The organism is Planococcus sp. APC 3900, from assembly GCF_030407735.1.
In the GTDB taxonomy this organism is placed as follows: Bacteria; Bacillota; Bacilli; order Bacillales_A; family Planococcaceae; genus Planococcus; species Planococcus notacanthi.
Window position 1 is genome coordinate 187,594 of sequence record NZ_JASDCT010000003.1, and the last position, 24,468, is coordinate 212,061.

The following is a 24,468-nucleotide window of genomic DNA, read 5'->3' on the forward strand; positions in this document are numbered from 1 at the left end:
CAATTTGTTGAAAAGTTTTTTCATGACTGCTTGCTATGAAATTCCACACCTTTTTTCAACAAAATTCAGGCCTTACTCTAGTTCCTTACATTCATCGATATTCACTTTTCTACCCATTTGTTACCCATTGCTTTTTTAAGGACTTCACATGAATAATGAACCAATTCCCCGCCTTGTCGAATGAATGAATAAAACCCACTCCTGCATTCAAAGGAGTGGGTTAATTTGTTTATTCTTTTGTTTCAATCCGGTAAGCAGCAACTACTTTGCCGTCTGTCGCTTCATCAGCAATGAATGATCCGTTTGAATAACGGTCCACATTTTTTAGTGAGTTGGCAACCAATGGAATTCGTATTCCTTTAGCTGTTTCAAGCAGAATCTCTTCTTTTCCGGTTGCCCCAATAACGGCGACGACACGATGAGGATTTGATTTCAATTCGCGCAGCATCACTACGCCTCGTTTCGCGCGGCTGCCACTTTCGAATTCCTGAAGCTTCATTTTCTTAGCTGCTCCCCGTTGGGTCACCAGCACAAGTTCCTGTTTCACTTCCGGGTCAATCATCACAGCAGAAACAACTTCATCGCCGTCCTTCAGGTTGACGCCTTTGACTCCGGCGGTGCGAAGTCCAGTAAGCGGCACTTCATCCATCGGGAAACGAACACCATATGCTTGGTTGGTTCCGATGAACAGTTCCGTCTCTTTTGTCACCAATCCAGCGAATATCATGGCATCGCCAGATTTCAAGTTCATGGTTTTAATGGCACGCGAATACCGCTGGATATGATAGTCTTTTAAAGCTGAACGTTTAACCTGGCCGAATTTCGATACGGTCAGGATACTGGCATCCGCATCAAAGTTCTCAAATGGGCAGACGGCAAGGATCGATTCATTCGCATCCAATTGGACGATGCTTGATAAATGCTGGCCGAGGTCTTTCCATTTGATGTCCGGTAATTCGTTGATCGGCTGGTAAACGAAATTCCCGGCTGTAGTGAAAATCAGAATCATATGCTGAGTGTTCAAATTGCCTTCGAACAACAAATAATCCGATTCCTTCATCGCAAAATCTTTGCCGTTGGAAGCCGCATGCGAACGGGTGCTGGTCCGCTTGACATAGCCTTCCTTCGTAACCGTCACGACCACTTCTTCACTCGGAATCATGATTTCGCGTGTAATGGTGATTTCTTCAATTTTGTCTTCAATGACTGAACGGCGCGGTTCGGCGAACTTCTTGCGGATCGTTGCCAATTCTTTTTTGATGACGTTTTTCAACTTGGTTGCACTGGTCAGGATGCCGGTCAACTCAGCGATGAGTTTTTTCAGATCCTGCTCTTCTTTTTGAAGATCGGTGATGTCCGTATTGGTGAGACGGTATAATTGCAGCGACACAATCGCTTCTGATTGAGCTTCAGAGAAATCATACGATGTAATCAAGTTGTTTTTAGCATCCCGTTTATCTTTTGAAGAACGAATGGTTTTGATCACTTTATCCAGAATCGACAAAGCTTTCATCAAGCCTTCCACAATATGCATGCGGTCGCTTGCTTTTTGCAGATCAAATTCCGAGCGCTTGGTGATGACTTCTTTTTGGTGTTCAATATAGGCGTCAAGCATCGTTTGCAGGGTCATCATCGTTGGCCGGCGATTATGGATCGCCACCATGTTGAAATTGTAGCTGACCTGCAAATCGGTATTTTTGTATAAATAATTAAGGATGCCTATAGCCTGAACATCTTTTTTCAGTTCAATGACAATACGCAGGCCAGTTCTGTCGGATTCATCGCGTACTTCAGAAATCCCTTCGAGTTTGCGGTCAAAGCGGTGATCATCGATTTTCTTGATCATACTGGCTTTATTGACTTCAAACGGAATTTCCGTAATGACGATTTGTTCTTTTCCGCCTTTTAATGGTTCAATTTCCGCTTTTGAGCGGACAATGATCTTGCCTTTACCGGTTTCGTAAGCTTTACGGATGCCGTCCACCCCTTGGATGATGCCCCCTGTCGGGAAATCTGGTCCTTTGATGACGGTCATCAATTCAGCAACGGTTGCCTGTGGATTGTCCATGCGCATCAGTACCGCATCCAGCACTTCGTGAAGGGCGTGAGGTGGGATATCAGTCGCATAGCCGGCAGAAATACCAGTTGATCCATTGACTAAAAGGTTCGGAAAACGTGCTGGCAGAACGGTCGGCTCCATATCCGAATCATCAAAGTTCGGAATGAAGTCAACGGTGCGTTTGTCGATGTCCCGCAGCAATTCAGATGAAATCGCTGACAGGCGTGCTTCTGTATAACGCATTGCAGCCGGCGAATCGCCGTCCATCGATCCGTTGTTGCCGTGCATTTCAACGAGCATGTGGCGGATCTTCCAGTCCTGGCTTAAGCGAACCATCGCTTCATAAACCGAACTGTCACCGTGTGGATGGTAGTTACCGATAACGTTACCGACAGTTTTTGCTGATTTCCGGAACGCTTTATCATTGGTATTGCCTTCGTGGTACATCGCATATAAAATCCGGCGCTGAACGGGTTTTAAGCCGTCACGGGCATCCGGCAGTGCACGGTCCTGGATGATGTATTTGCTGTAACGGCCAAACCGATCACCGATTACTTCTTCCAGTGGCAAATCTTGAAATCGTTCGGTTTGTGTCATACAAGTTCCTCCTCAGCGTGAATCAAATCATTTTCAAGAATATTGCTGTCTTCTTCCAGTCCGAAGTCGACATTGTTTTCAATCCAGCGGCGTCTCGGCTCCACTTTGTCACCCATTAACGTCGTGATGCCGCGTTCTGCACGGGCACTGTCTTCAATGGTTACGCGGATCAGTGTCCGTGTTTCCGGGTTCATGGTCGTTTCCCACAATTGGTCTGCGTTCATCTCACCCAGACCTTTATAACGCTGCAGCATATAGCCTTTTCCGACTTTTTTGATGGATTCATCAAGATCGGCTTCTGTCCATGCATAGTCGATCACTTCTTTTTTGCCGATGCCTTTGGAGACTTTGTACAGTGGCGGCAACGCGATGAAGACTTTGCCTGCTTCAATCAAAGGCTTCATGTAGCGGAAGAAGAACGTCAGCAGCAGCACTTGGATGTGCGCACCATCCGTATCGGCATCCGTCATGATGATGACTTTGTTATAAGCAATGTCGTCGATTGAAAAATCCGAAGATACCCCGCCGCCGATGGCATGGATAATGGTCGAGATTTCTTCGTTCTTCATGATTTCCTCAAGTTTTGCTTTTTCAGTGTTGACGACTTTCCCGCGCAGCGGCAAAATCGCTTGGAATGTTCGGTCGCGCCCCTGTTTTGCAGAGCCGCCGGCCGAATCTCCCTCCACCAGGTACAATTCATTTTTTGCAGCATTTCGGGATTGGGCAGGCGTCAATTTACCGGATAGCAAAGCATCCGATTTTTTTCGTTTCTTGCCGTTTCGTGCGTCTTCCCGTGCTTTTCTAGCAGCCAGGCGAGCCTGTGATGCCCGAATCGCTTTGCGTACCAGAGATGCGCTGAGATCGGCGTTTTCTTCCAGGAAATACATTAATTTTTGGGACACGACCGAATCGACGATGCTCCGTGCTTCGCTCGTACCCAGCTTGCTTTTCGTCTGTCCTTCAAATTGCAGCATCCCTTCGGGAATGCGGACAGAAACAATAGCTGCCAACCCTTCGCGGATATCCGAGCCTTCCAGGTTCTTATCTTTATCTTTCAAGAGATTTATTTTTCTTGCGTAATCATTGAAGACTCGGGTCATCGCTGCTTTTGCGCCGGTTTCATGTGTACCGCCGTCACGAGTACGGACGTTATTGACGAATGACAAAATCGTCTCGGAATAGCCATCGTTGAATTGGAAAGAAAACTCGATTTCCATCTCATCCTGCTGCCCCTCGATATAAGCCACTGGATGCAGCACATCTTTTTCTTCGTTCAAATAAGAGACGAATGCTTCAATACCGGTTTCGTAATGGAAAACATCCTTGGCTTCTGTCCGTTGATCGAACAGCTCGATCTTCAGTCCTTTCAGCAAGAAAGCCGATTCGCGAAGACGTTCTGACAATGTTTCATAATTGTATTTGCTTACGGAAAAAATGGCGTCATCCGGCAAAAAGTGAATGACTGTACCGGTTTCTTTCGTTGAACCGATTTCTTCCAATGTGGTGACCGGTTTGCCGCCATTTTCAAAACGCTGGCGGTATTTTTTGCCATCGCGGTAAATAGTGACTTCCAAAAACTTGGACAGTGCATTGACCACTGACGCACCAACTCCGTGCAGGCCTCCACTTGTTTTATAGCCGCCTTGTCCGAATTTCCCTCCAGCATGCAAAACCGTCAAAATCACTTCTGGCGTGGGTTTGCCGCTGCGGTGCATTCCTGTAGGCATGCCGCGTCCATAATCCCGCACACTGATGCTATTGTCTTCATGGATCGTAACGGTGATTCTGTCTCCGTAGCCTGCAAGCGCTTCATCAACTGAGTTATCAACAATTTCATAGACTAAATGGTGAAGTCCGCGTGTGTCCGTTGAACCGATATACATCCCCGGCCGTTTTCTGACGGCATCTAAGCCCTCGAGTACTTGGATCGCTTCTTCGTTGTATGCCGTGCTTTGAATTTTAGCCATCTAATTCCCTCCAACAAACATCTGTTCGTATAATTCTCTCTCTTAATCGTATTCTATTCTATGGCCATCTGTCAAACTTCATAGAAAAAGAGCGCTGGGCGCTCTTAGCGGTAATGCCTTATTTCAGAATGGCGTGTTCCACTTTGATGCAGCGGTCCTTGATGACCGTATAGCCTGCATCAGCCAATCGATTAAATACATTCTCATCCACTACATTCAATTGTGTCCAAAAAACTGGACAATCGATTTTCATAAATTCATCAGCGATATCTTCCAAAAACTCACTGCGCCGGAAAACGTTGACGATATCCACTTTTTCTGGAATATCACTCAAAGAAGCGTAACTTTTTTCGCCCAGTACGGAATCTGCCTGCGGATTAACTGGGATAATGCGGTAACCGGCCCGTTGCATAGCTTCCGAAACCATATAGGATGTTCGGCTCGGATTAGGGCTGAGCCCGATTACAGCGATGGTTTTCGCATTGTCGAGTACGTTTTTGATTTCTTCACGGCTAGGATTGTTCAAGATGATCACCTGTCCTTTTTATTCTATCATACACGATTTCGTCTTGCCTGTTGAATAATCTGCCATCTATTGTTCAAAGATCTTCAGTCATGGTAAACTGATACTACAAAATAAGGTTGTTTTAAAGGAGTTTATCATGAGTACATTGCTTCCTATTCTATTAGCTTACCTGCTCGGCTCAATTCCATCTGCTCTGTGGATCGGAAAGTTATTCTACAATACCGATATTCGCACAAAAGGAAGCGGCAACCTGGGCGCCACCAACACATTCCGGACTCTCGGCAAAAAAGCAGGCATTGCCGTTACGCTGCTGGATATCCTGAAAGGGACCGCTGCTACATTGATTCCCCTGTACATTGCTACTGATATCCATCCATTGATATTCGGGGTTGTTGCAGTCATTGGCCATATCTATCCTGTATTCGCCAAATTTAAAGGCGGAAAAGCAGTTGCAACTTCAGGCGGCATTCTGTTGGGCTACCAATGGCCACTATTCATCATGGCAGTTGCAGTGCTATTGATTGCATTGAAAATCACCAAAATGGTATCTTTGTCTTCAATCATCTTGGCTGTGGTGTTCATCATCTACACCACCATCTATGGAGTGATCACCGGTGATTACTTGTTTATGGTCGTCATCTACATTTTAGCGATTTTCATCATTTTCCGCCACCGGGCTAATATTTCCAGAATCCGTGCGGGTACAGAACCAAAAATCAACTGGTAACATCTGCGAAAGGACGTGCCATATGCAAATCAAAATCAGTGACGACGCATTCAATTGGTTTAAGGAAGAAATGGAAGTGTCTCCCGGTGAGTCGGTCAGGTTTTTTGTCCGCTACGGAGGTGCAAGCAAGCTTCAGCCCGGATTTTCTTTGGGCGTCACTAAAGATCAGCCTCATGAAATGGCTGTTCAGGTGGAGGAAGACCAGGTCACCTACTTTATTGAACAAAGCGATGTCTGGTATTTTGATGGACATGATCTTCAGGTCACGGTTAATGATGACCTGCACGAACTTGATTATTCATACTCAAAACAGAACGCTTAAATGAATGAATAGTTGGTTTTTTTATACATTCTCATGCATAAAAGCTGCCGTTAACTGTCAAAATCAAGACAGTTAACGGCAGCTTTTTCGATGTATTCCGGATAAATTCAAGAGTGGTTTAGATGTTCAAGACCTGGGAATTGCAACAAAATTTATCAGTTGAATAATATTGCTACACGTACTCCCCCGAAAATCACGAGCCTTTTCGTCCGCACATCTTTCGGCAATTCGAGTAGAATAAAGAGTTTTTTTACCGATGAAATCTGTTTAATTGCTCCAGATAACCTTCAGTCTCCAAGATTTCCCGTTGCCGATCGCCGAAAAGATCGAAATGCGGGTAATCTCCCCGCAAATCCATCCACTCCCGTTTCAATCCGTATTTTTTGCCCCATTCCTCCAATTTGTCCATGTCGCAGCAACCCACTTTCGTCACGGTGCTGCAGCCGGGAAAACGCTCATCCACCCAGTAATGCGTCAAGAAAGCAATTCGGCCGTCCGTGACATCCTGTTTCCAGCGATTCAATTCGTCCCTTTTAATTCCGAACGCCATCGGCCACCTGCTTTTTGATTTCTTCGTATTTGGCGTGCCATTCGGGATAAATCTTTTTGATGGACACTGGTCGGAAGTTGTCTTTTTTGACCACGACATGTTCAGAGATTGCGGTAGCGGCGATCGTTCCATCTTCATGGAGAATTTCATAGCCATATTTGGTCCGCAACCGGCCATGCTCCTCGACCCACGTCCGGACAACAGCTTTCTGTCCATAGCGGAGTGCCGCCTTATACTGGATGGAGATGTCTGTTACGGGGGATAAATACCCGTCCTTTTCCATACCTGCATAGGTGAATCCCAGGTCTTCAATGAGCTTTGTACGGCCAATTTCCAGCCAAATGATGTAGTTGGCATGATAGACCACACCCATTTGATCGGTTTCTGCGTAACGGATTTCTATTTCTTTTTCACTTATGTACATGTCCATTTCACCTCTACATTAGTATACAAGAAATCTCATTCTTTATGTAACAGAAAAGGCTGCCGGGGAATTCCCCGGCAGCCTTCACATGAATAAATCTTATACTTCTAGCAATTTGTTGCGCAGCACCATTTGCAGGATGCCGCCGTGGCGGAAGTAATCCACTTCGACTTCAGAATCGAAACGTGCCAATACTTTGAACTCAGTCACTTTACCGTCTTCAGCAGTAGCTGTAACAGTAAGGACGTCGCGAGGTTTCACGTCATCAGTCAAGTTGACGCTGATTGTTTCGCGGCCAGTCAAACCAAGAGAATCCGCGCTTTCGCCATTGACGAATTGCAATGGAAGAACACCCATCATCACAAGGTTTGAACGGTGAATACGCTCATAGCTTTCAGCGATAACTGTTTTGATGCCTAGAAGGAATGTACCTTTAGCAGCCCAGTCACGTGAAGAGCCCATGCCGTAATCTTTACCAGTCAAGACAACAAGTCCTGTGCCTTGCTCCTGGTACTTCATAGCAGCATCGTAGATCGCCATTGTTTCGCCCGTTGGCCAGTAAGTTGTGTAACCGCCAGTTGTGCCTGGAGCTACTTGGTTACGGATACGGATGTTAGCGAAAGTTCCGCGCATCATAACTTCGTGGTTACCGCGGCGAGATCCGTAAGAGTTGAAATTACGTGGCTCTACGCCGTTTTCACGAAGGTATAGGCCTGCTGGCGTATCTTTGCCGATGGCACCAGCTGGTGAAATGTGGTCAGTCGTGATAGAGTCTGCAAATTTCGCAACTACACGAAGGCCGGATAGTGCTTGGATCGGTGCCGGTTCCTTAGAAAGACCTTCAAAGAATGGCGGGTTTTGGATATAAGTTGATGTTGCATCGAACTCATACAATGAATCGTCGTTAGTTTCAATCGCATTCCATGCTTCGTTCTCGTTGAATACGTGCTCGTATTCTTTGCGGAACAATTCTGGAGTAACTGTGTCTTTAACGACTTGTTTGATTTCTTCAGTTGAAGGCCAGATATCTTTGAAGAAGACATCTTTTCCTTCTTTGTCTTTGCCGATCGGCTCAGATTCAAAGTCGATGTCCACAGTTCCAGCAAGTGCATAAGCAACAACAAGCATTGGAGATGCCAAGTAGTTAGCTTTAACAAGCGGGTGGATACGTCCTTCAAAGTTACGGTTACCTGACAATACAGATGATACCAATAGATCGTTGTCCAAGATCGCTTCTTCAATTTCAGGAAGCAATGGACCCGAGTTACCGATACATGTTGTACAGCCGTAGCCAACAAGGTTAAATCCGATTTGGTTCATGTAGTCCAACAAACCAGAATCGTTCAAGTAACCTGTAACGACTTTAGATCCCGGCGCCAATGAAGTTTTCACGTAAGCAGGTGGAGTCAATCCTTTTTCTACTGCTTTTTTCGCTACTAATCCAGCACCAAGCATTACGTACGGGTTAGAAGTGTTTGTACAAGACGTGATTGCCGCAATCGCCAATGCACCAGTCTTCATTTCGGCAGTTTTGCCGTCTTTGAAGTTAACTGTTGCTGTTTTCGCGATTTCAGCTGCATCAAGTGCAAAACCATGTGGTCCTTCTTCGCCTGTTACAGCTTTGTTGAACTCAGGTTTCATTTGAGACAAAGGAATCAAATCCTGTGGACGTTTTGGTCCAGCAAGGTTAGGTTCGATTTCAGAAAGATCGATTTCCACAAGGTCTGTGTAGATCGGATCTTCGTTGTCAACTGTGAAGAACATGCCGTTCTCCTGCAAATATTTTTTAGTGACAGCGATTTGGTCTGCATCACGTGCAGTCAAACGCATATAGTCAAGCGCTTCTTCGTCAACTGGGAAGAATCCGCAAGTTGCGCCGTATTCTGGAGCCATGTTGGCAATCGTTGCACGGTCAGCAAGTGGCAATGTTGTAACACCAGGGCCGAAGAACTCAACAAATTTACCTACAACACCTTTTTTACGCAAAGTTTGTGTAACTTTCAACGCCAAATCGGTTGCAGTAGCACCGTTTGGAAGTTCGCCAGTCATTTTAACTCCGATAACTTCAGGAATCGGGAAATATGAAGGCTGCCCAAGCATACCGGCTTCTGCTTCGATACCGCCTACGCCCCATCCAAGAACACCGATTCCGTTGATCATTGTCGTATGTGAATCTGTACCGACTAATGTATCAGGGAATGTTTCGAAAGTACCATCCGCATTTTCAACAGCATGGACAACGTTTGCAAGATACTCAAGGTTTACTTGGTGAACAATACCAGTTGCGGGTGGAACTGCACGGTAGTTGTCATAAGCTTTTTGAGCCCAGCTAAGGAATTGGTAACGCTCAGCGTTGCGGTCGAATTCAAGTTCCATGTTAATGCGTAGTGCATCTTGTGTTCCGTAGTTGTCAACCTGTACCGAGTGGTCAATAACCAGATCCACTGGAATTTCAGGGTTGATTTTGTTCGGGTCTCCACCCATTTCAGCCATAGCTGAACGAAGTGCAGCCAAATCAACGACTACTGGTACGCCTGTGAAATCCTGAAGGATAACGCGTGACGGCTTGAATGGAACTTCAGCTTCTTTGTTAGCGTCTTTGCCCCATTTTGCTAATTCTTCAACGTGCTCATCTTTGATTACGTACCCGTCGTGCTGACGCAATACGGATTCCAATAGGACTTTGATTGAATAAGGAAGGCGTGATACTTTAGCGATCCCTGCTTCTTCTAATGCTGCTAAACGATAATAGTTAAACGTTTTGCCATTTAGCTCAAAAGAAGTGCGGCTGTTGTGCAAACTGCTCTTTGCCATTTGTGTGTTCCTCCTTTAAATCTTCTGAAAAGGCTCGTGACAGCACTTTTCTCCTCTTCCATCATACCTAATGCTTGAGCATAAGTAAATTACATTAAAATTATACAATGTGATAAGTTTTTCGAATGACTTTCTTTCGACTCAATCGAGTTTGCTTAAGGTCTCTTGCAGTTGCTTGAAATGGCGCTTTTCGTGTAAGCCCACAAATGGAAACCACTGGACCAGAGGTACTTTCCCAAAGACCGGGTGCGGCATTGATTTTTGTTTCAGCTGTTCAGGCGTAGCCTGGCTGTACACTTCGTACAGGAAATTATGGGAAGCATTCAGGCGTTCTTTCATTTCTTCGAGTGTAACAAAGTCTTCGGTGGGCACTACGTGTTTCGGAGCATCCACTTTAAAAGAACGGCTGACAGTCAACGCAATCGGTTTTTTCACCGCTTTTTCACCAGTTTCTTTTTTCAGCTCACGGGATACGCCTTTGGCGACAGTTGTCTCCATTAATTGAAGATGATCCAAGATTTGAATAGGTGACCATTCTTCAGGTGTCGGTTTTCTGTTCAGCTTTTCATCAGGCATCCCTTCTACGGCCTGCAGAATCTGGTTCCTGATTTTGGCATTGTCTTCTTTGAACATATCAGTATGCACCTTCGTTTCCTCTAATTGCCTATCCTTATTAACATACCCTAAATCGAATGGTTTATATACATTTATGGCGATAGATTTTCTTTTCTCTTCTATAGAAAGAATAAAAATGAGATTGGTTTCTTCAAAATAGGAACGAAAGGGAAAATACGTTCTATTTACCTGTATTAATGGTATAATTTAAGGAAATCCCTTAGAAGAGGTGACGCTTTATGCCTTATGGTTACGAGAAATTCCGATTGGACAACGGCATCAGCCCCAACACGGTTGTCCATGAAGTCCAATTGATCCGCTCGCTCTTCGCTTTTCTTAGGCATACGTACAAAAGACCGGTGGAACCTCACGAAATCCGTCCTTCCGATATTCAGCAATTTCTGCAGGACCAGCACGCTGCCGGCATCAAAGACAGCACACTGAACCGAAAACTGATCTATATAAGAAGATGGTTCGATTATATGTGGCAGATCGGACGCATTCCCAACGATTTTATGCCCAAGTTCAAATTCAACAGAAAACTGGATTTGACCCCTTCCGATATTCACTTGGATTACGAAGACCTGCTGAAAAAGAAAGACGCGGTGCTCGAAGCCGATCACCTTTCATTAAATGCTAAGATTTTATATATCCTTTACCTGCGCGGCCTTCGCCTGCGGGATATGGTGGCTATTGATATCGATAACTTTGATGACCGAGATGGTCAGCTGGCGTTGGCAGTCGAGAAAAAAGACGGCTATCAATGCCGCCTTGAATTCACAGACAAAGAAATCCCTGTTATGTTGGATGGAATTGAACGCGCCGTCTTTCGCGGTACGCCTTACCTGTTATCTTCGAAAGTGAAAAATGAATACACCATGTTCCAGATGGGTTCATTGTCCGATTACACCGAAGCCCTTTCCTCGTTTGTCGGCATGCCCATGAGGTCAGGTGATATTCGTTTTGCTTATGTATATTACCTTTACTCTGTGGAGCATAAGAATTTGGAAGAAATCCAGGAAATTTTAGGAGTTTCACTCGACTCCGCATCCCGAATCCTAAAAGATTCTTTGGTCCGCCTGAAAAGAGGCACCCATTAAAAAAGCCTATCCCATTGAAAACGGGATAGGCTTTTGCTTGTTTCGCTTCATGTCAAGAAACCGAAATCCAATGCAAAATTAAAAATAAGCAATGTATGAAGGACCACAAATATTAAAGCTTGTCTGTCAAGCTTCTCAACATTTTCGTATTGCATCAAGACCACCCCTCCCTTATGAATAGTCTGATTATACTGAATTCGAATGAAGATGGCAAGCATTGTTTCTTTCTCCTGCTTTTAGCTATAATCAAGAAAAAGGATTGGAGTGATTTTATGAAGAAAGCATTATTGGTTGTCGACTATACAATAGATTTTGTAGCAGATGATGGAGCCTTAACCTGCGGAAAACCAGGACAGGCTATTGAAGAAGCGATTTGCAATCTGACAGAAGAATTTTTGACTGAAAAAGAGCTGGTGGTTATGCCGGTTGATCTTCATGAAAAAACCAACGCCTTTCATCCGGAAGCAGAACTCTTTCCTCCCCACAATATAAGAGGAACTGCCGGAAGAGAACTTTATGGCCGCCTAGCAGAAGTCTATAAAGCCAATGCCGACCGGATCATTTGGATGGACAAAACCAGATACAGTGCATTTGCCGGTACCAACCTGGAATTGCTGCTGCGGGAACGAAAAATTGAAGAAATCCATATCGTAGGCGTTTGTACAGATATCTGTGTACTGCATACTGCGGTCGATGCCTATAACAAAGGCTATAAAATATTCATTCATGAAAATGCTGTTGCAAGTTTTGATCAAGCTGGCCATGATTGGGCCCTGCGCCACTTCAGCACTACCTTGGGCGCACACGTTTTATAACTTTTTTTCTCTTTTATGTTTCAAACGTCCTGATTCCGGTTATACCTAGAGTGTAGCACTTATTCATTACATTAAAAGGAGCTGGAAAAAATGGGTTTTATTTTATACCTTATTATGGGCGGTATCATCGGTTGGATCGCAGGAATGATTTTAGGTAAGGATGTTCCAGGCGGCATTATCGGTAACATCATCGCAGGTATCGTAGGTGCCTGGTTAGGTGGATTGATTCTAGGAGATTTAGGTCCTGTCATTTGGGGCGTAGCTATTATCCCTGCATTAATCGGTGCTTTGATCTTCGTATTCGTTCTTAGCCTGATTATGGGATCTATGAGAAAAGGCCGTAGAGCCTAATAAAAAAAGAGTGGACATATGTCCACTCTTTTTTTTGCCGTCAATTATAATCTTCTTCGTAAAGATGATAATAATGAAGAACATCTGCTACGTATTCCTCACTATGGTTGTACTGGAAAATCGCTCTTTCCAAATCCCCATCCGCTGCTCCATTTAGGGACAGATAGTTGGCTGCACTGTACAGTGCATCCGTTAAATTATAAGGATCTGCTATGCCGTCTCCATTGCCGTCAACTCCATAACCGCCATAATAAGCGATTACTTCGAGGTTGGTCTTGTCTTCTTCGCTGATCTCGCCTTGGCCTTTCCCAGAACAAGTCGGATGTCTCCATCCCACAAACGTACAAGGCATAAATTGCAGATGCCCTTCTGCCCCTACTGGAGACAGCAACGGATCCATTGTCGAAAATCTTGTTTCGATCCGGTGATGCGCAGCCAGCAACGTCCATGGAATGCCATATACTTCAGCCGCATCTTTGTAAAGCGGAATATTTTCTTCTGGAAATTCCATCTCTATCAAGTGGCTTGGTGCTTCTTTGAGCGTAGTGAACACAGAAGCCGAATTGGCCAGCATAAAAACAAGGATTCCTAGTGTCGCTAAGACAATGGCCCCTGGCACCAAAAGGATCAGGCAACCGATTTTCCGCTTCCATTTCATGGGTAGTTTCTTTTTTTTCATTTACACACACCTATTATCCCGTTTCAACAGACAACATAACTCCACTTTTCCAAGCGGAAATAGCTAGCTGTTAAAGCTTGATTAAATACTGACAATCAATAGAGACGAGTCCCTAATGATTTAAGTTGCTTTTTATCTATATCTTTTAGTGTAACATAGCTTCCAGACTATATCGTTCCATACACCGGTGCTCTTTCAAAAGCACTCTTGTATTTCTTTATTTTTCAGAATATTTCTGATAAACTAAACAAATGAACAGAGGAGGTGAATACTATGTGGGAAGATTTTAAAAAGTTCGCCTTAAAAGGAAATGTCCTTGACCTTGCAGTAGCAGTCGTTATCGGTGCCGCTTTCGGGAAAGTTGTTTCTTCTTTGGTGGAAGACATCATTATGCCACTGGTCGGGATTTTGGTCGGTGGAATCAGCGTGGAGAATTGGAGCTATACCTTCAATGACGTAGTCTTGAATTACGGGCTATTTATCCAAGCTATCATCGATTTTTTTATTATTGCATTCTCCATCTTCATGGTGATCCGCGTTTTCACCAAACTGAAACGCAAAAAAGATGTACCTGCCGACGAAGAACCGGAAGTCCTGGACAAAACTCAGGAAATCCTTCTCGAAATCAGAGATCTTTTGGGCAAAGAAAAAACCGGTCTTTGACCGGTTTTTTACTTCCCTTCAATTAATCCGCGCAAGTCTTCCTTGATCTCTTCTACCGGCACATCTTCAAAACCGTCGTAATTATGGGCAACGGTTCCTTCTTGATCCACTAAATAAAAAGCGGTACCATGAATGACCTGATCACTTTCAGGATCATTTTTGACAAAAGAACTGAAATTATCTTTCGCAAATTCAGCTATTTCGGGTTGTGTATACCCCGTCAACAGGTGCCATTTTGATTCATCAGGAACCGAATACTTCGCTAAATAATCTTGCATCGTCTCAGGCGTATCCACAGTCGGATCGACACTGAACGCTACTATTTTATAATCTTCAATTCCCTCAGCTTCCAACTCTTCCTGAATCCCGCTTAAATTGAAAGTCATTGGCGGACAGACAGTTTCACAATTCGTGAACATAAAAGTCGCCAGCCATGGCGTTCCTTTTAAATCTTCAAGAGACACCGGTTCTCCCCGATGGTCTGTATAGGAGAAATCCTCAATTGTTGAACTGCCGCATGCTGTTAACAGCAGAACCAGGCTGAGCAAAGCCAAAAAGTAAGTATATCGCATAAAATGCCCTCCACTCTTCCGTCATCCTTATCATAGCGAAAGCGCAGAATCCGCACAATACATATCGCGCTGCCATTGTCACGAATTTGTGAAGTCAGGACAGCTTTAATGTAATCAATGCGTCATGAATCGCGACCAGTTTCGTTTCCACACGATGCATCAAATAAAATGACACAAAAATGGGGAATCCGAGTTCTTGGATCCATTGCATCCACTCAGCCATAGTTTCACTCCTTTCTACTGAAAAAGAAGCTCTCCCAAATCAGGAGAGCTTCTTGCTTATACTGCGTACTCTACAATATTCCGTTCAACCACACGCGCACCTTTTACCGATGCGAATGAAGAACCTTCCACTTCAAAAATATCCTGAGCGATGATTGCCTGCATTCCTGCCAGCAATTCTGCATCGTTGATATTTTCCCGTGGCTCTTCTACAGTCAAAGTGACGTCTTTCCCAGCAGTGGTTGTAAAAATCAATTCCAATGTTTTAGCCATTTTCCATTCCCCCTATGCCGATTATTGGTAGATCGTGATGGTCGATTGTTTCTCGACATCCATCAACGTTCTTGTTCCGAAATTTGCCAGTACAGCTGTTGCTCCGAAAATGTTGTCTGTGGCTGCTGTTTCTTTCACATTGTGGTACGCTTTAATCTTTTTCTTTACTTTGCCGTTGGCATCCAAGCCGTTTTCGTAAGTGCAACGGATGCTGGCGTTTTTAAAATCACTAAAGGCCATGTTTACCACCTCCTTTCATTCGCTATATAGACACAGATGAAAAAAAGAGATACATTTTTAATGAATTTCTTTTCAAACCCTTCTATAATAGAAGTAATGGGAAAAACGAGGTGAAACAATATGGAACTGAGTGGCTGGTTTTTATGGTTTATCCTATTTTGGGTTGTGGTGCTGGTTGGGTTATTCGCGATTGGCGGATATTTCATGTTCAGAAAGTTCCTCAAGTCCATGCCAAAGGAAGATGGCCTTTCAGATTTGAACTGGGAAGAATATTATGTCGATAAAACCATCCATTTATGGGGGGATGAAGAAAAAGCGATGTTGAATGAGCTGGTGCAACCTGTTCCTGATTTATTCCGTCCGGTTGCAAAACAGAAAATCGCGGGCAGGATCGGACAGGTTCTGCTTGAAGAAAAAGCTAAAAAGATGAAACTGGAACATATTATCCGTGGATACATCCTGGCAACACCAAAGCGTGACCATAAGTTTTTGCGGAAAAAGTTAGCTGAACTCAAGATTGACGTAAGCCCTTACGAGCAATATTTTGAACAATAAAAAGCGCTGCTCCCTTAGATGGGAACAGCGCTTTTACCTTTTGCTGCGATTTTTTTATATTGCCAAAGCATGCTCAAACGCCATGGCCAAAGCATTCCGAATGCCAGAATCCAGAACATGCCTCCTAATTCGCCGACATCAATGCTAGAGCTTAATACCACTTTTCCAACTACGCGCAGAAGCAATAGCCCAAACAGGATGAAAACAAAGGCTTTCGATTGTTTCAAATAAATTTCACCATCACGGACTTCGAATTTCGAAGTCCAAATCAAGACAGTCGAGAAAAGAATACCGACACCTAATGCTTCGAGAATCTGTATAGGTGCTACACGAAAGATTGGAAAAATGAACATTAACGCACCAGTCGACATGAAGAAAGGCGGCAGAATGATTTTTTTGACCGATGCCGGTTTTTTTGCCGATTTCGAACGGACAAACATGGCTAATAACCCCATAGCGAATGCCCCGGCGGTAGTGATAATCAAATAGACTTCTGAAGGAATCTGATCAAACATTCAAACTCTCCTCCAGTTCATCCAACCGGTGGCGCAATTCATCGATAGGCACGAACCGCGCCCATCGTTGAATTTCTTTCCCTTGACGGAACAACAGGATAACCGGTGCAGTAAAAAGCATCAACTGTCCTGCCAATTCCGGCACTTTTGCCGCATTAACCAAATAGAAAGGCAGCCCGTAATCGGATTCGAACGCTTCGACCTGCGGACGCAACCCTTCACAAACCGAGCAATTTTCCGTTTTTACAAATAACAGAAATGATTGCTCTTGTGCAATTTTTGATTGATATTCTTCTATCGCAGAAATGATTTCCATCTTGCTCACCTACTTAGTTGTTGTTTTAAAATCCTTGGAAATCACCAAAGACTGGGCTCATGATCCGGATTAAATACGTCAAACCGTCGAAGAACAGCAGAATTCCGACTGCAATCATAATGTAACCGCCAATATTCATGATTTTCTTGTTATGCTTGCGCAGCCAACCCATACGCGTCACGAAGAACGATAGGACGAAGAATGGAATCGCAAACCCTAAAACATAAGCCAGCATGTACCAGACACCTGATCCCGGATTGGTGGCAGCAAGAGCGTAAATAGCTGCTGTAATCGGTCCTGTGCAAGGTGTCCATCCAGCTGCAAATGCCAATCCGATAACAAATGTCCCAAAAAATCCGGAAGGCCGGTTTTTAAATGAGAACTTGCGGTCCTGCATAAGGAATTTCGGTGAGAAGACACCAACAATCATCAATCCGAATAAGACGATGAAGATTGCGCCTACCTGTCGAATCAATTCATCATATCGGATAAACCATTCATAGAAAAATGAAGTACTGAATCCGAGGGCTATAAAAATTGTTGAAAACCCTAAAAGGAAAAACAAGGTGTGGAACATGCCCCGGCGTTGCATGACTTTTTTATCGTTTTTGATTTCATCCATGGTCATACCTGTTATATAGGATAAAAATGCAGGATACAAAGGCAAAGTACAAGGTGAAACAAAACTTAAAAAGCCGGCTCCAAAAGCCAAAAATAAATTGATATCAGATGCCACTGGTAATTCTCCTTCCTATACTTCTCCCATCTTACCAAATATTTATGCGAAACACCGCCCTTGCGCCTGTGAAATCTTTGTGGACAAATGCCTAATTGTTCTCTTTGGTAGCTTAAACCCCTGCTGAATGTCTCTTTTTCTGTTTTGCCACTGTTTTTTTCTTGTTGACGTGTTTAGGTTTTAGCCTAAAACCTTTTGTAGTTTACTACATAGTAAGTAAAAAAGAGCATTACTTAAAATCGGATAAAATTTATGAAATAAAAAAGAACGGCCTGAGCCGTTCATTTTCACTCAACAATACCATTCTGAAGCAAATACATTTTGTGGTACAGTCCGCGTTGATAAAGCAGCTGCTGATGTGTTCCTTGCTCGACGATTTCGCCGTTATGCAGCACCAAAATCAAATCCGCATCCTGGATGGTGCTGAGCCTATGCGCAATCGCAATCGTCGTTCGTCCACGCCGCATGCGCTCCAAACTGGCTTGAATAGCCACTTCAGTTTCCGTGTCAATGTTCGCGGTGGCTTCATCGAGCACCAGAATCTTGGGATCGGTTGCCATCGTCCGCGCAAATGCCACCAATTGACGCTGCCCGCTCGAAAATGTCGAGCCCCGTTCTGTAACTTGCTGGTTATAGCCTTGCGGCAAAGTTTCAATAAACGGGTTGGCCTGTACAAATACTGAAGCTTTTCGGACCTCATCGTCCGTCAGTGTTTGATCATACAACCGGATGTTGCTGGCGATCGTTCCGTAAAACAAGAAAGGATCTTGCAGCACCAACCCCATTTTCCTGCGCAGTTCATCTGTTTCATATTCTTTTACTGAGTTGCCGTCAATCAGGATTTCCCCTTTTTCGAATTCATAAAAACGCAGCAATAAATTAATGATGGAACTTTTTCCGCTGCCGGTGTGGCCGACTAAAGCGATCGTTTGCCCTGGCTTAGCTTTAAAGGAAATATTCTTCAGCACTTCCTTATTGCCATCATAGGAAAAACTGACATTGCGAAATTCGATTTCGCCATTTGTGATTTCACCAGCAGTGCCAAACTGCCGGGGTGCTTTCTCCTGTTCATCCAGCAGCAAAAAGACGCGGGAAGCAGCCACGATCGCTTGCTGAAAAATCGACAGCCGCTGCATCACTTGATTGATCGGTTCAAAAAAGCGATCGATGTATGTCACGAATGCATAGATGACGCCGACTTCCACCGTGTTTGAAAATGAGGTGATGCCGAAATAACTGAGCAGCATGATGAGCGCCAATGCGTAGACGAGGTCAATCGCTGGACGCAGCAGCAGACCATCAATTTTGATATTGCGTTTTCCGGCCTGCCAATGTTTGTCGTTGATCTCATTAAACTCATCTTTCAGCCTTGTCTCCTGGCCAAAAGCCTGGATCATCCCCATCCCCTGAATTGATTCGGATAATTTGGCATTCAATTGCCCGAGGCGTTCCCTTAGATCCTGGTAAAATACCGAGCTGTATTTTCGGTACAGGTAAATGATCCACCCAAGAATCGGCAACAGCAGAAGGGTAATAAGGGCCAATCGGAAATTCAGGAAAAACATGGCGATGTAGACGCCGACAATCAAAAAGGCGCTTTGGATAAAGCCGATAAGGACAGTGACGAACATTTCCTTGATGGCTTCGGTGTCATTGGTGACGCGAGAAACGATGCCGCCTGCTGGAGTCTGGTCGAAATAACGCATCCCCAACCCATGCACTTTCGCAAAAGCATCAATCCGCAACTGCTGAATAATCTTTAATGCCGCTTCCTGAAATTTCAACAGTTGAAAATAACTGATGATGACATTGGATGTTTGAATAAACAAATAAGCGCCTGCCAATCCTATAATCGGCCCTGTCGGAAAGTTTCCGGGCGTCAAATAATCATCGATGAATATTTTAATGAGCAAAGGGCCAAGGACATCTCCAAGCACCGTCAAAATCAACAGCCCCATCGCCAAAATCAGCATTTTCTTATGCGGCACCAAGTATTTCAGCAAGCGTCTGAACACAATCAATTGGTCCCGTCCGGTAAGTTCCTGTTGTTTTTGAGTTTCTTTAGCCAACATTACAACTCGCCTCCCTGTTCGACGAGCGCTTCCAATCGCTGCAGCTCATACATTTCATAGTATTGCCCTTTTTTCTTCATCAATTCTTCGTGCGAACCGATTTCCGCAATGGTGCCTTTGTCCATCACCAAAATCTGATGGGCATGTTGGATGGCGCTTAAACGGTGTGAAGTGATGATGGTGGTTTTTCCGCTCCGTGTCGTCTTCAGTGACTGCAAAATCGCTTCTTCTGTCTTGGCATCCACGGCAGACAGCGAATCATCCAAGATCAGCAGCTCCGGCTCTTTCAGCAATGCCCGTGCAATCGAAATCCGCTGTTTCTGCCCACCAGACAACGACACGCCGCGCTCTCCCACCATTGTTTCATAGCCTTCCGTAAAGTTCTCGATGTCTTCATGAATATGGGCCAATGATGCAGCTTCCTGAATTTCCTGGAGACCGGCATTTGGCTGCGCGAATGCAATGTTACCGGCAATGCTTGTCGAAAACAGGAAATGGTCCTGTGGGACATAGCCGATCGCCTGACGCAAACGCTGCATTTTATAGGAATCGATCGATATTCCGCCAAATAGGATCAAACCTTCATAATCATCAAATTCCCTTAGCAGCAGACGCAGGATAGCGGATTTCCCCGAACCGGTCTTGCCTGCAATTCCCAAAGTTTCACCTTGTTTGACAGTAAAGTGGACATCTTTAAGCGCCGCCCGCTCGTCACCGGTGAATTTGAATTGGTAAATTGAAAAGGACAAGCTTCCCGAAGGTTCTTCATCGACGGCATCATCGCGGTCATCGATATCAACCGGTTCTGCCAGCAATGCCCGAATGCGGTCATAAGAGGCACGCCCGCGTTCCACAATATTGAACAGCCAGCCGAACGCCAACATCGGCCATACCAAAAGCCCGAGATAGGCAGTAAAAGCGACCAAATCTCCGATGGTCATCTCCCCATTCACGACGAAATAAGAGCCGAAACCGATGGCCAGAAAATAACAGATGCCGATAATCGCGGAAATTGTCGGATCGAATAAAGAGTCGACACGCGCCACTCGGATATTCTCTTCCACCACACGTTCCGATAAACTTTTAAAATCATCGATGTCTTGTTGTTCCTGGCCGAAGGTTTTGATGACCTTCATTCCGGAAATGCTTTCCTGGGTTTTGTCATTAAGCCCTGAAAAAGCCTGCTGTGCCCCGTGAAACCGCTCGTGCATCAATTTTCCGTAATAATTGGTCATATAAGCCATCAACGGCATCGGCAACAGCACAATCAAAGTCAATTTCCAATCAATGGTGAGTGCCATGGCCGCGATGACGAAGCCGCCGGTCGCGATGGAGTCGACCAGCGTCAGTACACCCGCACCCGCTGTCTGTTGCACCCCCTGCAGATCATTGGTGGCATGTGCCATCAAATCACCGACACGACGTTTTTGATAGAAAGCCGGAGACATCTGTGTAAAATGCTGAAACAGCTGTGCCCGCAGATTACGTGCCAAAATGATGGAGGAACCGAATATCAACAGACGCCAAATGTAGCGCAGCACGTACATCACTAAAGCGGCGCCAGCCAAAATGGCCAACCATGTCGCAAGGTATTCCGGCGTCAAGCTGCCTTCACTGATGCGGTCCACTACAAATCCGATAATGCGCGGAGGCAATACACCAAGAAATGCCACCATCAGCAACAGCAGGATCCCCAATGTGTATTGCTTTTTGCGTTCTTTGAAAAACCAGCCTAGCTCCCAAAAGACTTTCATCGCATCTTGCCCCTTGCTTTTTAATGTTTTACTCATAACCCACTGAGCCATTTTTTAGTTACGTGAATAATGGGACTTTTTTTGCCTGCCGTTCATGCAAAACATAGACAAATTCAGCTGGTACCGATATTTTTATCTCATATATTTTACCAAAGCCTGTTAACTATTGGAAAGAGAATATTTCGATTTGCAAAATAAATCAGTCTTGCGGCTGAACTTCTTTTTCTCTGTATACCTCAATCATTCTTCAGAAAAAAAGGCAAAAAAAATAAAAGCCGATTTTCCATAGGGGAAGAGGAAAATCGGCTTTTATGGACCGGCAGCGGGTACCAACCGCCAACGGCTTTATAGAGATGGACTTTTTACCCGATGAGCTGCTTGGCAAGTCCCAATTGATGATGTACTTGTTCAAAACCAGTGCCGCCCAGTGAGTTTCTTCGCTCTACTGCAGTTCTCGGCATCAACGTATTGTATATGTCTTCATCGATCAATGGACTTGCTTCCTGCAAATCTGCAAGAGGCAGGTCTTTTAAGAAATAACCGCGCTGGATGCATGTGAAAACCAGTTTTCCGGTTACATCGTGCGCTTCGCGGAACGGCATGCCTTTGGCAGCGAGGTAATCCGCCAATTCCGTCGCATTGGAGAAATCCGAATGAACGGCTTTTTCCATGGAATCGGTACGGACGGTCATGGTGCGGATCATGCCTTCGAAAATCGGCAGCGATCCCATCAGCGTATGGACCGTATCGAACATCCCTTCTTTGTCTTCCTGCATGTCTTTATTGTAAGCAAGCGGAAGGCCTTTCAAGGTAGTCAGCAAGCCAAACAGATTGCCGTAGACACGGCCTGTCTTACCGCGGATCAACTCCGCCATATCCGGGTTTTTCTTTTGGGGCATGATGCTCGATCCCGTTGAGAAGGTATCATCCAGCTCGATAAAGCGGAATTCTTCGCTTGACCACAGAATGATTTCTTCCGCAAAACGGGACATGTGCATCATCAGCATGGACGCATTGCTGAGGAACTCCAAAATAAAATCACGGTCGCTGACAGCATCCAAGCTGTTCTGGTAAACGTTTGAAAAGCCCAATAGCTCGGCTGACAATTCACGGTCAATCGGGAAAGTCGTGCCCGACATCGCTCCCGCTCCAAGCGGAGAAATGTCAATACGCTTCAACGATTCCGTTAACCGCTGTTTGTCGCGCTGCAGCATCCAGAAATACGTCAACAAGTGATGGCCGAAGGAAATCGGCTGGGCACGCTGAAGATGGGTATAGCCCGGAACAACCGTTTCTACATGCGTTTCCGCTTGTGCCACAATAGCATCCTGGAACGCCGTGATGGCTTCGATGATTTCCTGGACGCGGTTTTTTAAATACAGATGCATATCAGTTGCTACCTGGTCGTTTCGGCTTCTTGCAGTGTGCAGCTTGCCGCCGACAGGTCCGATTTCATCTATTAAATGCTTTTCCAAGTTTAAGTGGATGTCTTCATTCGATACACTGAACTCCAAATCGCCGTCCCGTGCTTTTTGTTTCAGCGTTTTAAGACCCGATAAGATCAGATTTGCATCTTCTTCCGGAAGGATGCCACAGGCAGACAGCATTTTTACATGCGCCGTACTGCCTTCCAGATCCTCCATCACCAATTTTTGATCGTAGGAAATTGAAGCACCGAACTCATCGACCCACTGTTCGGCCGATTTTTGAAAACGGCCGCCCCACAGTTTGGTCATGCTTTCACCTTCTCTTTCAAATCTTCAGGTACTGTAACTTCTTTTTTATTGACCATCGAGTTGACAACTGTTGGAAGGCCCCATAATTCGATAAAGCCGACTGCAGATTCATGGTTGAATGTATCATCCGTAGAATAAGTCGCCAATTGCTCACTGTATAGAGAATTAGGTGATTTACGGCCTTCAATGATTGCATGTCCTTTAAACAATTTCACACGTACAGTTCCGTTGACATAAGCCTGTGTTTCTTTCAAGAATGCTTCGAGCGCAACACGCAATGGAGAGAACCATAGTCCTTCATAGATCAATTCTGTCAGTTTCTTCTCAATAACCGGCTTGAAATGAGCCATTTCTTTTACCAATGTGATGTCTTCCAACTCTTTATGCGCAGCAATCAATGTCATGGCAGCAGGAGCTTCATAGACCTCACGCGATTTGATGCCGACCAATCTGTTTTCGATATGGTCAATTCTTCCCACTCCATGCTTGCCGGCAATTTCATTTAGTTCAAGGATCAAGTTAGAGAATGAGTACGAAACGCCATTCAATTGAGTCGGTACGCCATTGACGAATTCAATTTCGACGATGTCTGCTGTGTCTGGGGTGTTTTCAAGTGAAGAAGTAATGTCATAAGCTTCTTCCGGCGGTGTAGCCCATGGATCTTCCAATACGCCACATTCATTTGCGCGGCCCCATAAGTTTTGGTCGATAGAAAACGGGCTGTCCAAATTAACCGGAATCGGAATGTTATGCTCTTTTGCATAAGCGATTTCTTCATCACGTGACCAAGCCCATGCACGCACAGGCGCTACCACTTCAAGGTTCGGATTCAATGACTTGATGGATACTTCGAAACGTACCTGGTCATTCCCTTTTCCAGTGCAGCCGTGTGCTACAGCAGTAGAGTTTGTCGCTTCAGCGATTTCTACCAATTTTTTCGAAATCAATGGACGCGATAACGCAGATACTAACGGGTACTTGCCTTCGTATAGCGTATGCGCCTGCAATGATATTAATGCATATTCTTCTGCAAATTCGTCTCTTGCATCGATCATATAGCTTTCAACCGCTCCGACTTGAAGCGCTTTTTGTTTAATGAAGTCCAAATCTTTTCCTTCCCCGATATCCAGGCAAACAGCGACGACGTCGTAGCCTTGTCCCTTCAGCCACGGAATGGCCACTGATGTATCTAATCCACCTGAGTATGCGAGTACAATCTTTTTATTCAATATGAAAACCTCCAATGTATTTTTATGCAATGTTTGAAA

26 protein-coding genes are annotated in these 24,468 nt (G+C 44.8%); 7 read left to right on the top strand and 19 right to left on the bottom strand.

Annotation, left to right across the window (positions count from 1 at the left end):
- Nucleotides 1–229: 229 nt before the first annotated feature.
- From parC to QMA04_RS07780, 3 genes are all read right to left on the bottom strand, one after another.
- Nucleotides 230–2,656: a DNA topoisomerase IV subunit A gene (gene parC, locus QMA04_RS07770; RefSeq protein WP_290184967.1), complete on the bottom strand. Its 2,427-nt coding sequence runs from the start codon at nucleotides 2,654–2,656 to the stop codon at nucleotides 230–232.
- On the bottom strand, nucleotides 2,653–4,623 hold the full coding sequence (parE, locus tag QMA04_RS07775) for a DNA topoisomerase IV subunit B (protein ID WP_191715793.1): 1,971 nt from the start codon (nucleotides 4,621–4,623) through the stop codon (nucleotides 2,653–2,655). The genes parC and parE overlap by 4 nt, the downstream gene beginning before the upstream one ends.
- A 118-nt stretch (nucleotides 4,624–4,741) precedes the next feature.
- Entirely contained in the window at nucleotides 4,742–5,155 is a 414-nt protein-coding gene (locus tag QMA04_RS07780) for a CoA-binding protein (RefSeq protein WP_290185249.1), read from the bottom strand.
- 130 nt (nucleotides 5,156–5,285) lie between these two features.
- Here QMA04_RS07780 and plsY point away from each other — a divergent pair, with 130 nt between their 5' ends.
- Both plsY and QMA04_RS07790 read left to right on the top strand, forming a co-directional pair.
- On the top strand, nucleotides 5,286–5,876 hold the full coding sequence (gene plsY / locus QMA04_RS07785) for a glycerol-3-phosphate 1-O-acyltransferase PlsY (RefSeq protein ID WP_203339881.1): 591 nt from the start codon (nucleotides 5,286–5,288) through the stop codon (nucleotides 5,874–5,876).
- Between the two features lie 22 nt (nucleotides 5,877–5,898).
- Nucleotides 5,899–6,198: a HesB/YadR/YfhF family protein gene (locus QMA04_RS07790; protein ID WP_191715795.1), complete on the top strand. Its 300-nt coding sequence runs from the start codon at nucleotides 5,899–5,901 to the stop codon at nucleotides 6,196–6,198.
- A 250-nt stretch (nucleotides 6,199–6,448) separates the two neighbouring features.
- On the opposite strand, the gene QMA04_RS07795 is transcribed toward QMA04_RS07790, so the two are convergent.
- The 4 genes from QMA04_RS07795 to QMA04_RS07810 all read right to left on the bottom strand — a co-directional run bounded on the left by QMA04_RS07795 (nucleotide 6,449) and on the right by QMA04_RS07810 (nucleotide 10,631).
- Entirely contained in the window at nucleotides 6,449–6,748 is a 300-nt protein-coding gene (locus QMA04_RS07795) for a hypothetical protein (protein ID WP_191715796.1), read from the bottom strand.
- Entirely contained in the window at nucleotides 6,732–7,172 is a 441-nt protein-coding gene (locus QMA04_RS07800) for an acyl-CoA thioesterase (RefSeq protein WP_191715797.1), read from the bottom strand. The genes QMA04_RS07795 and QMA04_RS07800 overlap by 17 nt, the downstream gene beginning before the upstream one ends.
- A 99-nt stretch (nucleotides 7,173–7,271) precedes the next feature.
- Nucleotides 7,272–9,986, bottom strand: coding sequence for an aconitate hydratase AcnA (gene acnA / locus QMA04_RS07805; protein WP_290184971.1), 2,715 nt, complete (start codon nucleotides 9,984–9,986; stop codon nucleotides 7,272–7,274).
- Nucleotides 9,987–10,127: 141 nt separating this feature from the next.
- Nucleotides 10,128–10,631: a DinB family protein gene (locus QMA04_RS07810; RefSeq protein WP_290184973.1), complete on the bottom strand. Its 504-nt coding sequence runs from the start codon at nucleotides 10,629–10,631 to the stop codon at nucleotides 10,128–10,130.
- 209 nt (nucleotides 10,632–10,840) lie between these two features.
- On the opposite strand from QMA04_RS07810, the gene QMA04_RS07815 reads away from it, so the two are divergent.
- From QMA04_RS07815 to QMA04_RS07825, 3 genes are all read left to right on the top strand, one after another.
- The gene (locus tag QMA04_RS07815; protein WP_191715800.1) at nucleotides 10,841–11,701 is read left to right on the top strand and encodes a site-specific integrase; all 861 of its coding nucleotides are present in this window, start codon (nucleotides 10,841–10,843) and stop codon (nucleotides 11,699–11,701) included.
- 272 nt (nucleotides 11,702–11,973) lie between these two features.
- The gene (locus QMA04_RS07820; RefSeq protein WP_191715801.1) at nucleotides 11,974–12,516 is read left to right on the top strand and encodes a cysteine hydrolase family protein; all 543 of its coding nucleotides are present in this window, start codon (nucleotides 11,974–11,976) and stop codon (nucleotides 12,514–12,516) included.
- A gap of 90 nt (nucleotides 12,517–12,606) precedes the next feature.
- Nucleotides 12,607–12,867, top strand: coding sequence for a GlsB/YeaQ/YmgE family stress response membrane protein (locus QMA04_RS07825; protein ID WP_146557340.1), 261 nt, complete (start codon nucleotides 12,607–12,609; stop codon nucleotides 12,865–12,867).
- Between the two features lie 40 nt (nucleotides 12,868–12,907).
- Here QMA04_RS07825 and QMA04_RS07830 read toward each other — a convergent pair whose 3' ends face one another.
- A complete protein-coding gene (locus QMA04_RS07830; RefSeq protein WP_191715803.1) occupies nucleotides 12,908–13,546 on the bottom strand; it encodes a lytic transglycosylase domain-containing protein in 639 nt (212 codons plus the stop codon).
- 273 nt (nucleotides 13,547–13,819) lie between these two features.
- On the opposite strand from QMA04_RS07830, the gene mscL reads away from it, so the two are divergent.
- Nucleotides 13,820–14,209: a large conductance mechanosensitive channel protein MscL gene (mscL, locus tag QMA04_RS07835; protein ID WP_191715804.1), complete on the top strand. Its 390-nt coding sequence runs from the start codon at nucleotides 13,820–13,822 to the stop codon at nucleotides 14,207–14,209.
- Between the two features lie 8 nt (nucleotides 14,210–14,217).
- On the opposite strand, the gene QMA04_RS07840 is transcribed toward mscL, so the two are convergent.
- The 4 genes from QMA04_RS07840 to QMA04_RS07855 all read right to left on the bottom strand — a co-directional run bounded on the left by QMA04_RS07840 (nucleotide 14,218) and on the right by QMA04_RS07855 (nucleotide 15,516).
- Nucleotides 14,218–14,781: an SCO family protein gene (locus QMA04_RS07840; protein ID WP_290184978.1), complete on the bottom strand. Its 564-nt coding sequence runs from the start codon at nucleotides 14,779–14,781 to the stop codon at nucleotides 14,218–14,220.
- Between the two features lie 94 nt (nucleotides 14,782–14,875).
- Nucleotides 14,876–15,004, bottom strand: a complete 129-nt coding sequence (locus QMA04_RS07845; RefSeq protein WP_006831430.1) for a YvrJ family protein — start codon at nucleotides 15,002–15,004, stop codon at nucleotides 14,876–14,878.
- A gap of 56 nt (nucleotides 15,005–15,060) precedes the next feature.
- Entirely contained in the window at nucleotides 15,061–15,276 is a 216-nt protein-coding gene (locus tag QMA04_RS07850) for a DUF2922 domain-containing protein (protein ID WP_191715806.1), read from the bottom strand.
- A 21-nt stretch (nucleotides 15,277–15,297) separates the two neighbouring features.
- On the bottom strand, nucleotides 15,298–15,516 hold the full coding sequence (locus QMA04_RS07855) for a DUF1659 domain-containing protein (protein WP_191715807.1): 219 nt from the start codon (nucleotides 15,514–15,516) through the stop codon (nucleotides 15,298–15,300).
- Nucleotides 15,517–15,636: 120 nt separating this feature from the next.
- Here QMA04_RS07855 and QMA04_RS07860 point away from each other — a divergent pair, with 120 nt between their 5' ends.
- On the top strand, nucleotides 15,637–16,071 hold the full coding sequence (locus QMA04_RS07860; RefSeq protein ID WP_191715808.1) for a DUF2621 domain-containing protein: 435 nt from the start codon (nucleotides 15,637–15,639) through the stop codon (nucleotides 16,069–16,071).
- A 14-nt stretch (nucleotides 16,072–16,085) separates the two neighbouring features.
- On the opposite strand, the gene QMA04_RS07865 is transcribed toward QMA04_RS07860, so the two are convergent.
- From QMA04_RS07865 to QMA04_RS07895, 7 genes are all read right to left on the bottom strand, one after another.
- Nucleotides 16,086–16,586 (bottom strand): CcdC family protein, encoded by a 501-nt coding sequence (locus QMA04_RS07865; RefSeq protein ID WP_191715809.1) that lies wholly within the window; start codon nucleotides 16,584–16,586, stop codon nucleotides 16,086–16,088.
- Nucleotides 16,579–16,902, bottom strand: coding sequence for a thioredoxin family protein (locus QMA04_RS07870; protein ID WP_191715810.1), 324 nt, complete (start codon nucleotides 16,900–16,902; stop codon nucleotides 16,579–16,581). The genes QMA04_RS07865 and QMA04_RS07870 overlap by 8 nt, the downstream gene beginning before the upstream one ends.
- Before the next feature lie 25 nt (nucleotides 16,903–16,927).
- Nucleotides 16,928–17,638 carry a cytochrome c biogenesis CcdA family protein gene (locus QMA04_RS07875; protein ID WP_191715811.1) on the bottom strand — a complete coding sequence of 237 codons (711 nt, stop codon included), beginning with the start codon at nucleotides 17,636–17,638 and terminating at the stop codon, nucleotides 16,928–16,930.
- A 287-nt stretch (nucleotides 17,639–17,925) separates the two neighbouring features.
- Nucleotides 17,926–19,710: an ABC transporter ATP-binding protein gene (locus QMA04_RS07880; RefSeq protein WP_290184980.1), complete on the bottom strand. Its 1,785-nt coding sequence runs from the start codon at nucleotides 19,708–19,710 to the stop codon at nucleotides 17,926–17,928.
- Nucleotides 19,710–21,464 carry an ABC transporter transmembrane domain-containing protein gene (locus tag QMA04_RS07885; RefSeq protein ID WP_290184981.1) on the bottom strand — a complete coding sequence of 585 codons (1,755 nt, stop codon included), beginning with the start codon at nucleotides 21,462–21,464 and terminating at the stop codon, nucleotides 19,710–19,712. Before QMA04_RS07885 ends, QMA04_RS07880 begins: the two co-directional genes overlap by 1 nt.
- Nucleotides 21,465–21,826: 362 nt before the next feature.
- Nucleotides 21,827–23,200 carry an argininosuccinate lyase gene (gene argH / locus QMA04_RS07890; RefSeq protein ID WP_290184982.1) on the bottom strand — a complete coding sequence of 458 codons (1,374 nt, stop codon included), beginning with the start codon at nucleotides 23,198–23,200 and terminating at the stop codon, nucleotides 21,827–21,829.
- Nucleotides 23,197–24,432: an argininosuccinate synthase gene (locus QMA04_RS07895; RefSeq protein ID WP_191716058.1), complete on the bottom strand. Its 1,236-nt coding sequence runs from the start codon at nucleotides 24,430–24,432 to the stop codon at nucleotides 23,197–23,199. The genes argH and QMA04_RS07895 overlap by 4 nt, the downstream gene beginning before the upstream one ends.
- Nucleotides 24,433–24,468: the final 36 nt, after the last annotated feature.